Source organism: Streptomyces palmae, from assembly GCF_004684805.1.
Classification (GTDB): Bacteria; Actinomycetota; Actinomycetes; order Streptomycetales; family Streptomycetaceae; genus Streptomyces; species Streptomyces palmae.
The window spans coordinates 15,750-28,487 of sequence record NZ_SRID01000044.1 but is presented as its reverse complement, the minus strand read 5'-3'; the positions used below and the strand labels follow the sequence as shown (position 1 = coordinate 28,487).

The 12,738-nt window shown below is 64.3% G+C and carries 2 protein-coding genes; both read left to right on the top strand.

What is annotated here, in order from left to right; translation table 11 throughout:
* Positions 1–1,424: 1,424 nt before the first annotated feature.
* A complete protein-coding gene (locus E4099_RS07610) occupies positions 1,425–5,669 on the top strand; it encodes a LamG-like jellyroll fold domain-containing protein (RefSeq protein WP_386389452.1) in 4,245 nt (1,414 codons plus the stop codon).
* 199 nt (positions 5,670–5,868) lie between these two features.
* Positions 5,869–12,294: an RHS repeat domain-containing protein gene (locus E4099_RS07605; protein ID WP_135338182.1), complete on the top strand. Its 6,426-nt coding sequence runs from the start codon at positions 5,869–5,871 to the stop codon at positions 12,292–12,294.
* Positions 12,295–12,738: the final 444 nt, after the last annotated feature.

The following is a 12,738-nucleotide window of genomic DNA, read 5'->3' as shown; positions in this document are numbered from 1 at the left end:
GCCCCGCACCCCGCGACCCCCGCCAGGGCGAGCGCGGCCAGGCCGGCCCTCCAGCGGGCGGCGGCGACAGAGAAGCGATACATGGCCAGGCCAGCGTACTGGCGGGGGCGTGAGGCGCCGCGCGGGGGCATGGATGCCCGGATACGAAAAAAGCCCCTGCTAAGGGGCTTGTTCCGCTGGTGTCCGAGGGGGGACACGCACCATACGCACATGCCTGTGATGCGGGGTGAGCTGTTGTTGTAGACACCGGAGCGTCTGCTCTGCCCTGGGCACAAGACAGGTGGGCAGCGTTTCGTCAGTACATCCAGGGCGAGCCAGCGCACTGGATGCAAAACTCTCCCGTCTCCATGCAAGCCTGCCAGCGCAGCCACGCCACGGCCCGTTCCCAGGGTGGGGTGTCGACCGATTCGGGCGGGCCCGTGGGGCCGGCAAGAAGTCCGGAGCCGCTTGGGCGGTTCGGGCCCGGCGCGCCGCGCTGCAGCAGCGGATCTACGGCATCTGGCTGCAAGTCGGTGTCGGGGCGCTGCCTCCCTGCAGGAGTCGGCGAGTCCGCCACACACATGAGCTCAGTATCCAGCCCGAGACGAACGACGGAAGCTGGACGTCGATTTCACCCGGTACGTGAGCGAGACATGAGGGCGGTACATGCACCAGCGGCTGGAGCCGACGGGTGCTTCGCTGATCAGAGTGGTGCGGGCGAGAGCGGCCAGGCTTCCCCGGGCCTGCCGGGCGGACTGGCCGTTGAGGACGGCGGCCTCGGTGGCCAGGTGAGGGCCAGGTGCCGTCCTCCAGCCGCCGGTGGAACAGGTCGAAGGCGGCCCGGACCACCGGGGCGCGCCCGCCGCCGTCATGAAGGTTGAGGGCTTCCAGCCGGGTGCGGGCATCGGCGACGTCGTCGGCCAGGGTGGCGCTGGGCACGTTGGGATGGTCGGTGAGCTGTGCGGCGGCGAGGCACCCAGCAAGTCGATCCCGGACGGGTACCTGCGCAGCGCCGACGAGATCCGGGTGGCCCGCGGCAGGGTCGTCGGCCCTCGTGTGACGCGGCCGGATCGAAGTTGGTCAAGGCCTTGACGGCGAGTCACCCAGCAGGTGGGCGATGCGGGGGAATCTCGTATCCGGCGGCCACGAGCCGGGACGGCTCGGCTTCCACTGGTCAGCGGCGGCGACAGGCTCGGTGACCTCGTGGAGCTGGTCCGTGGTCACCGTGGCGGGGTCGGGGCACGGCAGGGTCGTGACCATTGTGTAATCGTACGGTTACGCGATTGATTACCGGCGAGTAAACGTCTCTACCCGCGTGGCCAAGGTCACTCGGTTTACTGAATCTTGAATCACGTATGTCCGTTTCTTGGGGTTGTCCTCACCCCGCCCTGCGCCGCTAGTTTCGTGAAGAAACCATGAATGCGATGTGGCGGGATGTGGTGGTGATGTGGCCCCGAACCCGGGCTAAGGGCAGGGCTATTGGTGTTCTCGTTGGTGTTGCGCTGACTGCAGGGATCGCGGCTCCAGTCAGTGAGGCTGTGGCCGATGAGCCGAGCGTGGCGACTTCAGCCTCTGCGGCCGACGAAGTCCCCGTTTACTCGGAGTCAGAAGCCTTGGCAAAAGCCAAGAAATCGGGTGACCCAGTAGAAGTGGCATCTCTGCGAGGGGAAAGCAGCGAGGTTTACGCGACTCCCGACGGAGATCTGGAAGCACGTGAGTACCTGCGGCCGGTGTGGGCGCGCACCGGTGGCGGATGGAAGCGCGTCGACACGGACTTGGTTGCGAACGAGGGCGGAACGATTTCCGCTAAATCGACCACAGTGAACGTGGAGTTCTCGGGTGGTGGCGACAAGGCTCCGCTGGTGCGTGTGGAGCGTGCGGGGCGGACGCTGAGTCTGTCGTGGCCGGCCGCTCTGCCGAAGCCGGAGTTGTCGGGGGCCACGGCGACCTACCCCTCCGTGCTGCCGGGCGTCGATCTGCGCATGACGGCTCAGGAGGACGGCTTCAGCCAGCTCCTGGTGGTGAGGTCTGCCGAGGCGGCGAACAGTTCGGCCCTCGAAGAGTTGCGACTGAAGCTGTCCGCTGACGGCATGGACGTCAAGAAAACCACCGAAGGCGGCCTGCAGGCTATTGATGTCGGTGCGAAGGGGGCCGTGTTCGAGGCCCCGAAGCCGATGATGTGGGACTCCAGCACCGGAGAGCCTGCCGGCGCCAAGGCGTTGAAATCTTCCGCGTCAACCGACAGTGAAGCTGTGGGTGGAGAACCGGGTGCGACAGAGTCCGGCAAGCTCGGATCAGTGGATGTCGCCGTGCCATCCGGCCAGAACGAACTCGTGTTGACCCCGGATGCGGAGGTGTTGAAGGGCGAGGACACTGCCTACCCGGTATTCATCGACCCTCAGTGGTACTCACCGCGTGCCTCGGCCTGGACGATGGCGTCGAAGTACTGGGCCAGCTCTCCGCAGTGGAAGTTCAACGGCGAGTCCGACGCTGGTATGGGCTACTGCAACTGGTATTACTGCAAGCCGAATGACACCAAGCGCCTCTTCTATCGTATTCCGGTGTCCAAGTTCGCAGGTAAGTCGATCTTGTCTGCGGAGTTCGTGGTTCGCAACACCTGGTCGGCATCATGTGATGCTCGTGGCGTGGAACTGTGGGAGACCAAAGGAATTTCTACGTCCACGACCTGGGACTCCCAGGATGTGTCGGGGTTCTGGGTGAAGCAACTGTCCTCGGAGTCCTTCGCTTATGGATATAACGGCTGCTCAGCCAAGGACGCCGAGTTCAATGTGAAGTCAGCAGTGCAGGCGGCTGCCAACGCCAAGGACTCCACGATGACGTTCGGTCTGAGGGCTGTCAGCGAGTCCGATGAGTATGGCTGGAAGCGGTTCTCCGACAAGGCATACCTGCGGGTGAAATACAATCGGCCACCTGCACAAATCAAAACAACGCAGCTGACCATGCAGTACGGCGGTGCGTGTGAGAAGCCTGCCAACGCGGCCCGTGTCCGCACACTGGGGCAGATCTCCGCGGACAACGTCACTGACCCAGATGGCGACAAGGTATCAGTGCAGTTCCAGGCAAAGTGGGACGGCGGGTCGTGGAACCCATCTAGGACATCGTCGAAGGAGTCTGGTTCAAGATTTACGATCAGCCTGCCGTCCTCAATACCACAGAACAAGACGATCAACTGGTACGCGCGCTCCTATGATGGGGCGCAGTACTCGCCGTGGTCCTATGCGGGTGACCCAACAGCGTGCTATTTCGTGTACGACACGAAGGTACCTGCAGGTCCGGCGATCAGCTCTGGCGAGTATCCGGCCTCTGATCCAGGGAATCCGAACGACCCATGGCATGACGGAGTGGGGCGCTACGGCTCCTTTGAGGTCAAGGCCGCCGAGAGTGATGTGACCACGTACTGGTACGGCGTTAACGGCAATCCCTCTTCAAAGAACAAGGTCACCACGACCGGAGGCGCAGCACAGATTGTAAAGGTGCTGCCAGCCAAGCCAGGCCTGAACTTCTTCACCGCCCGATCATTCGATTCGGCAGGAAACGGTAGTGAAACGCACACCTACTATTACCGGGTGAAGGCGGGCCAGCCCGAGCGAGCGACCTGGCAGTTGAATGAGGCAGCCGACGCGAGTGAGGCGAAGGGCTCCACTCCGGCACGCACCCTGGCCATCCACGGTGGCGTGACACCGGGTGCGACCGGTGTGGAGGGCACGGCGGTGCGGTTCAACGGCACCGACGGCTACGCCTCCACCGATCTGCCCGCGGTCAACACCAGTGGTGGGTTCGCCGTGTCCGCGTGGGTGAAGCTGGACCGGATCCCCGACAAGACTGCCGATGTCGCGCTGGCACCTGGCAACAACGCTCCCGGCTTCGAGCTGTACTACTCGACCACGTACGGATGGTCGTTCAACCAGTACAAGTCGGACGATGCTTCCGGCGGGCTGGTCCGGGCCGATCAGGGGGACACCAGCAAGGTGACCGCCGGCACCTGGACTCACCTGGTTGGCTCATACAGTTCGACCAACGACCTGCTTCAGCTGTACGTGGACGGCAAACTCGCCGGATCGGTGCCCTACAACGCGCCCTGGGAGGCTCGCCGCGGTCTGCAGGTCGGGGCTAAGAACTTCACCGGGACCCCGATGTCGTTCTTCCCGGGCACGATCGATTCCCTGCAATTGTTCGACAAGCCGCTGGCCCAGGACGAGGTCGACAAGCTGGCCGCCAAGCAGAGCGTCGGTGACCCGGGGCGTCCGGCCATCGCGGTCTTCGACCTCGACGAAGCCGCGGATGCCACCGAGCTCACTGGCCATGGTGGCGTGCTGCCGGCCAAGTACAACGGCACGGTGACCACCGGAGTGGAGGGCGTGGCGGGTAAAGCGGCCCGCTTCGATGGCGCAACCGGCTTTGCGAAGATCGGGCAGATCAGCGGCCCGCATGTGAACACCTCGCGCCCGTTCACCGTCTCGGCGTGGGCGAAGTTGGACAAGAAGCCCGGCGGCGCGGCGGTCATCGCCGCGCAGGCGGGCAAGGAGCGGCCCGGTTTCGAGCTGTACTACTCCGCTGCCTACGACCGGTGGGCGGTCAACCAGTACTCGTCCGACAGCGCGGACGCCACACCGATCAGGGCGATGCAGGCTGACGGCGTCACCGCTCGCGCTGGTGAGTGGGTGCATTTGGTGGGTGTGCATGACCCCGTGGCCGACACGCTCACCCTGTATGTGAACGGGGTGAAGGCCGGCTCCACCAAGTTGGCCGGTGCGTTCTACGCCGATCAGTCGATGTATATCGGTGCCAGCAACTACAGCGGCGCGATGGGCAGCTACTTCCCCGGTATCATCGACGATGTGCGGTTGCTGGACCGGCCAGTGTCGGCCGAAGAGGTCCAGCAGATGTTCCAGCAGCGACCGCTGGTCAAGAGCCGATGGATGTTCGAAGGGACCTCCGAAACGTCTCCGGTCACCACACCGGATGCCGCGGGTACAGGCAACGCACTCACGCTGCATGGCGGGGCTGCCAAGTCCAACATGGGGTTCATCGACTTCGGAGCGATGAAGCTGGATGGTACGAGCGGCTACGCCACGGCCGGCAGCGTCCCGGTGGACACATCCGGCAGCTTCACCCTCACCGGGTGGGCGCAGGCCGCCGCGATGCCCGACGGCGAGGTGGCCCTGGCCAGCGCGGACGGCACCAACCACAGTGCCTTCGCGGTGAGGTTCGTACCGGATGCCACTGATCCCGAGCTGAACCCGGGCCGCTGGCAGCTGACGGTGTCCGATAAGGACGCTGCCGATGCGACGGTGGTGACGGTCGACAACGGCGAGTTCTACGACGTCCGAGAGTGGAACCACCTGGCCCTGGTGTACGACGGGTTCTCCAAGCAGGCCCGGCTCTATGTGAACGGCGGGCTGTCCGAGGTGGCCTGCGTCGACGCCGACGGTGATGGCTCTAGCGACAGTGCCTCGTGCGAGGACTTGGTGCCGTGGGCGGAGAACGCCCTGGCCTTCAAGGCCACCTCACTCCAGGTGGGCCGCGAAGGCACCGGCAGCGCGGCTGGGCACTACTTTCCGGGCCTGGTCGATGACGTGTGGACCTTCCAAGGCGCGCTGAGCGACGCCCAGGTCGAATGGCTGTCGACCCACTGGTTTGAAGTTCCCACCCAAGTACCGGGCGACTGAGCCCGCCCTTCCGGGGCGCCGGGCCATAACCCGGCGCCCTGCACCTCTCACTTTTCTCCCTTGAATTCGTGTGCCCATTTCATGGCACATGTCCACCTCAGAGAAAACAGGAATCGATTCGCATATGCGCGGAATAAGACGGCCTCGCCGCACCGTGAAGCTATTGCGGCGCAGAATCGCGCTGGGCGTTTCCACGGTGATGGTGGCGTCCTTGATCCAGGCGGTGGGTTTCGCATCCACCGCTGAGGCGGCGGGTAAGGGCATCCCGAAGGTGGCCGACCCCGATAAACCCGTCGAGGGCAAGAGTGTTTCCAACCTCAGGCCCCGTAAGGTTCAAAAGGGTCCGAGAACTCCGCAGAAGGCGCCGAAGGCGAAGTGGCCCAAGGCTGATGACGCGGTGGTCACTCTCCCAGCCCCTGGCACCAGGGCCAGCGAACCTGTGCAGGCCAAGGGCCTTCCGATTCAGCTCAACACCCCATCGAAGAAGCAAAGCCGCAAGCCTTTCGATGGCAAGGTGGCCACCCGTGTCCTGTCGCAGAAGGCTGCGAGGAAGGCCGGCGTCGAGGGTCTGCTGTTCACCCTTCAGCCGCAGACGGCAAACGACGCCGGCTCAGTCGGCGCGACCGTCGACTATGGGGACTTCGCCGAGGCCTATGGCGGCAACTACGGTGCCCGACTGACTCTGGTCGAACTGCCGGCGTGTGCACTGACCACGCCGGGCAAGGCCACATGCCGCACGGGCACGCCCATAGCCACGGTCAATGACACCGAGAAGCAGACGCTGACAGCACGCGGCGTCTCGCTGAGTGCCGGGGCCCCGGTCGTTCTTGCCGCGATCGCCGGAGACAGTGCGAAGACCGGCGACTTCAAGGCCACCCCGCTGTCTCCTTCGGCTGCTTGGAGCACCGATCTCAACACGGGTGACTTCAGCTGGTCCTACGGCATTCCGGTGCCCGATGTCCCCGGGGACATGGCACCGAAGCTTGGGCTGTCGTATTCCTCGGGGAGCATTGACGGCCGTACGGGCAACACCAACAACCAGTCCTCGTGGGTAGGTGACGGCTTCGAGCTGTCGCCCGGCTTCATTGAGCGCCGGTACAAGCCGTGCTCTGAGGACGGTGTCAAGAACGCTGATGGCAGTAAGCCTGGCGACCAGTGCTGGGGCTACGACAACGCCATCATCACTTTCAACGGCAAGGGCGGCGAGCTCGTCCCGACTGGGAAGGATGACGAGTTCAAGTTCCGGCAGGACGATGGCTCCCGCATCGCCCACCTGAAGTCCACCAGCCGGGGCAACGGCGACAACGACGGCGAGTACTGGCGCGTCACCGACCCGGAGGGAAACCGGTACTACTTCGGCTACAACCGGCTCAACGGCTGGGCCGAGGGCAAGGAGACCACCGACTCCACCTGGACCGTCCCCGTCTTCGGTGATGACTCAGGCGAGCCCTGCCACGGCGACACCTTCGCCGAGTCCTGGTGCCAGCAGGCGTGGCGATGGAACCTGGACTACGCCATCGACACCCGCGGCAACGCCATCACCTACTACTACAACAAGGAAGAGAACTCCTACGGCCGCAACCTCAAGGCGGCCGACGATACCCGGTACACCCGCGGCGGCTACATCGACCGCATCGAGTACGGCGTCCAGTGGGACCAGGTGTACACGACCAAGGCCCTGGCCAAGGTCGACTTCACCAGCTCCGAGCGGTGCATCCCTGATGCGAGCACCGACTGCTCGTCCATCTCCAAGGACTCGTTCTACTGGTACGACACGCCGTGGGACATGAACTGCGAGGAGGGCACTGACTGCGACCAGGGCCGGCTGGCTCCGAGCTTTTGGACCCGCAAGCGCCTGACCGGCATCACCACCCAGGTCCTCCAAAGCGATGGCAGCTACAGCAAGATCGACTCCTGGAAGCTGACCCACCGCTGGGGACAGGCGGACATCGACTACCAGCTGCTGCTGGACTCCATCCAGCGCACCGGCCACACCGCCACGCCCGAGATCACGCTGCCGAAGACGTCGTTCGCCTACACGCAGCTGGCCAACCGCATGGATGCGATAGGCGACGGCTACGCGCCCTTCGTCAAGGATCGCCTGTCCGTGATCTCCGATGATCACAGCGGCCAGGTCGACGTCAACTACTCCGGCGAGGCATGCAGCCCCTCCTCCCTGCCGACCCCGCAGACGAACACGACGCGCTGCTTCCCACAGATGCTGGGCGGGTCCGACACCGAGGATCCCGAGCGGCACTGGTTCAACAAGTACGTCGTGAAGTCGGTGACCGCCACCGACCGGACCGGCGGAGCACCGGACTCGGTGACCGCCTACGACTACCTGGACGGGGCGGCCTGGCACTACGACGATGATGACGGCCTGACCAAGGAGAAGTACAAGACCTGGTCCCAGTGGCGCGGCTACGGCCACGTCCGGGTCAAGACCGGCGGCCAAGGCGGCGAGCCGGCCTTGAAGACGCAGGCCGAGAGCTACTTCCTGCGCGGCATGGACGGCGACCGCAAGGACACCTCCGGCGGCACCAAGTCCGTCTCCGTCACCCTCGACGAGGGAGAGGGAGACCCGATCACCGATGACCCCTCGTCGGCCGGATTCTCCTACAAGACGGTCCAGTACTCCGGGCCTGGCGGGAAGGTACTGGAGAAGACGATCAAGCGACCCTGGCACCACGAGACCGCGAAGAAGGTCCGTGCCTGGGGCACGGTGACCGCCGACTTCACCGGCACCGCCAACTCCAAGACCTACACCTCCCTGGACGACGGGGCGGGTAGCAAGTGGCGGACCACATCCACCTCGACCCGCTACGACACGGTCGCCGGCCGCCCGATCGAGGTCGATGACCAGGGTGATACGTCCACCACGACCGACGACCAGTGCACCCGGACCACCTACGCCACCAACACCACCGACAACATCCTGGCCCTGCCCTCACGGCAGGAGACCGTCGCGGTGAGCTGCGCGACGACGCCGGACCGGTCCAAGGACGGCGTGGTCATCTCCGACGAGCGCACCGCGTATGACGGCGGTGCCTACGACGCGGCTCCCACTGTCGGTGACGCAACGGCGTCCGCGGTGCTGAAGAAGCACGACGGCACCACAGCCACGTACCTCGAACAGGCCACCACCTACGACGCTTACGGCCGCCCGCTCAAGGTCACCGACTTGAGCGCGAACGTGACCGCGACCGAGGGCAGCACGCCGTCCCGCACCGCGCGCAACGACGGCTTGACAACCACGACGGCCTACAGCCCCGCCAGCGGATTCCCGACGAGCATCACCACAACCACCCCGCCGGCCAACCCCCTCGACGCCGCCTCGGCACAGACCACGACCACCACATACGACACCCTGCGCGGCCTGCCCACCGGCGAGAAGGACACCAACAGCAAGACCGAGAGCTACACCTACGACGCGCTCGGCCGCGCCGACAAGGTCTGGCTCGCCAACCGCAAGACCGGCCAGACCCCGTCCTACGACTTCGACTACTTCGTCGAAGACGGCAAGCCCGTAGCCATCCGCACCCTGACGCTCAACAACGAAGGCGGGCAGGTCCCGGCCTACGCCCTGTACGACGGCCTGCTCCGCGCACGCCAGACCCAGGACATAGGCCCGGACGGCGGGCGGCTGCTGACCGACACCTTCTACGACGAACGCGGCCAAGTCACCAGGACCTTCGAGACCTACTACGCCGAAGGCAACCCGAACCGCGAGTTGTTCAAGCCTGCCGACGCTCTCAGCGTCGAGACGCAGACCCGAACCACCTACGACGGTCTCAGCCGGCCCATCGAGATAGAGCAGGTAGCCGGCAACGGCGACGGCGACGGCAGCTCGGTCCTGAACACCACCAAGACCATCTATGGCGGCGACCGGACCACCATCATCCCGCCCGTCGGCGGAACTGCCACCACCACCCTCACCGACGCCCGCGGACAGACCACCGAACTGCGCCAGCACCACACGCGCAGCGCAAGCGCCGCATACGACACCACCAAGTACCGCTACACGCCCTCTGGCGAGATCTCCGAGGTCACAGACCCGGCAGGCAACCAGTGGACCTACAAGTACGACCAACTCGGCCGCCAGACCACGACCACAGACCCTGACAAGGGCAAGACCGAGAGCACGTACGACGACCGCTCCCTCCTTGTCACCACCAAGGACGCCCGCGGCACCGTCCTCTACCGCGAGTACGACCAGCTCGGACGCCAGACCAAACTGCGCCAGACGGACGCCTCCGGCCCACTACGCGCGGAATGGACCTACGACACAGTCACTGGAGCCAAGGGCCAGCCGGCCTCTTCCAGCCGGTATGTGGGCGAGAAGAAGTACACGAGCGAGGTCACCCAGTACGACCAGCTGTACCGGCCGCTGCGCACCTCGGTGACGATTCCCGACTCCGAAGGGGCCCTGGCCGGCATCTACCAGTCGGGCATCAGCTACAAGCCCTCTGGTCTGGTGGCGGGCGTGTCCTATTCGGCGGCCGGCTCGCTGCCGGGTGGAGGCTACAACTACACCTACGACGCCGCTCTGCGGCCCATTTCCCTGCTGGGGGATGGCTACCAGTCCGACACCATCTACTCGCTGACCGGCAAGCCTCTGCAGTACTTCTTCGGCTCCACAGCCGCCGGCGCAAAGAAGGCCTCTCTCGCCAACACCTACGAATGGGGCACCCAGCGTCTGGCCAACTCCCGCGTCGAGCGCGACGACGTCCTGGGAGTGGACCGGTCCACCAGCTACCGGTACGACGAGGCCGGTAACGTCCTGTCGGTCTCCGACGTATCACGCGCCGGCACCGACAACCAGTGTTTCACCTACGACTACCTACGCCGTCTCACAGAAGCCTGGGCGGAAGGCGACACCAACTGCGCCGAGTCCCCCTCGGCTGATGTCGTGGGCGGCGTGGCCCCGTACTGGCACTCCTACACCTACGACCAAGTCGGCAACCGCAAGACCGAGACCCTCCACGACCTGACCGGGGACACCGCCAAGGACACCAAGCGGACCTACACCTACCCGGCCGCGGGCACCAGCCAGCCGCACACCCTCAGCGAGGTCACCCAGTCCGGACCGTCGGGCACCTCAAAGACCAGCTACGACTACGACGAGGTCGGCAACACCACCGACCGCATGATCAACGGCGACACCCAGAAACTGGAATGGGACGCCGAAGGCCACCTCGCCAAGGTCACCCAGCCCGTCGAAGGCAAGGCCGACGAGGTCACCGAATACCTCTACGACGCTGACGGCAACCGGCTCATCGCACGTGGACCCAACGAGACCACTCTCTACCTCGGCCAAGGCGAACTGGTCCTGCCCAACGGAGCAACCAAGGCCAAGGCGACCCGCTACATCGACCTCGGCAGCGGCAGCCAAGCCGTCCAATCCGACGACGGCACCATCTCCATCACCATCGCCGACCACCTGGGCACCGGCCAACTCGCCGTCAAAATCAGCAACCTCGACCTCTCCCAGCGACGCACAATGCCCTTCGGCGCGACACGTGGAGACAGCACCGGCACCTGGCCCGGCACCAAGGGATTCGTCGGCGGAACCGACGACACAGCCACTACCGGCCTCACCCACCTCGGCGCCCGCGAATACGACCCCACCACCGGCCGCTTCATCAGCGTCGACCCCATCATGGACCTGGCAGACCCGCAGCAAATGCACGGGTACGTCTACGCCAACAACAACCCTGCCACCCTCGCCGATCCCGGAGGCCTGCGCCCCCTCGGGCCCACCGGCAGTGGCAGTACCGCCGACGAGGCGTACTACCGGGAAACAGGAAAACAAGGAAGCGGCTGGTTCGTCGACAGCTACGGCGGCTGGAGCTACAAAGACGTCCAGTTCATCTCCGGCTCCCTCGGATCGAAGAAAGATGGGCGGTTCGTCAGCTACAGCTGGTCATACGAAGCCCGCGCCCACGGAAAAACGAAAACGTCCGGGAGTAGCTGGAAATCTTGGGACCGCCAAAAGGGCAACGGCGGCCTAGTGGGATTCGCCCAGAACTACGCTCAGAACTTCATCGCGGATGTAAAGTCAGGCCCCCTGGCTGCCGTACTGCAGGGCGACTTCAAGGAAGCCTGGCGCAGATTGAACGCCTGCACCAACCCGGACCAGGATGGCAGGTGTACTCAAATTGGGGAAGTGAGCTCCGGACCAAGCCGAGGGCTTAGAGGAGCTTTTCCGAAGCCGGGCCCGCGACTGTTTCCTCATGGATTCGGTAGCGCTGCGCAGTTTAAAGAATTCTCTGCTTCGCTCAAGTCGGGCTTGAAGGAAGCCGGGCACGGCGACGCGGTCCCAGTATTTCAAGGAAGCTCTGTCACTGGGAGGAGCTTCGAGAGTGGGAAGCCGTTCGGGTCACACAGCGACTTCGATGTGGCACTGACCGGGACCGATATTCTGGCACGCGCTAAAGCCGCTGGCATTTCATTGCGGTCGGGCGGAACACGCACTGGACCGCTGAAGGGATCCGACTTGCACAAGATGGGATTGAACGACCTGGCTGAGAGTCTCTCTGCTGCTGCGCATCGGCCCGTCCACTTCATGATCTACGGATCGACCGAAGCGGCGACTAGAAGAGCACCGAGTATCGTGGTCCGCTAGATTGAGGCAAAGTTGGCGTGCGGCGTGCGTGTCCGCCTCCTCTGAGAGGCTAGACACGCACGCCGCACCCAGACCTCCCTATAATTAATGGAGTGCTCGTGAAAACTATCTACAATCTGTACGGTGTCGAGTCTCTTAACCTCTCCGAAGTGGCGTCTGAACTGTCTCGGCTTCTTAATGTGAACTTCTCCCGACGTGAGAGCTCCTATAAGGGCGGAGAGTACTTCGTTTCGGACTCTAACTTGAAAGGGAAAGTCTCGGTGGAAAACAATTGGATAGATGAGGACGGTTACCTCTCGGAGCCGGGTTATGCAAAATGTGCGGTTCTTGTTTATGTGAATGGTGTCAGCCCTGAAGTCCTGGATATCATTTCAGTATCGGGGCTGTTTAGGCTTCTGCGGTCAGAAGAAATCTAAAGTCGCCTCGCAGAGTGTCGCCGACTGG

Bases quoted from the DNA above. Each gene is read 5' to 3' on its own strand.
- E4099_RS07605 (WP_135338182.1), top strand. From the start codon at position 5,869: ATGGTGGCGTCCTTGATCCAGGCGGTGGGTTTCGCATCCACCGCTGAG.
- E4099_RS07610 (WP_386389452.1), top strand. From the start codon at position 1,425: ATGTGGCCCCGAACCCGGGCTAAGGGCAGGGCTATTGGTGTTCTCGTT.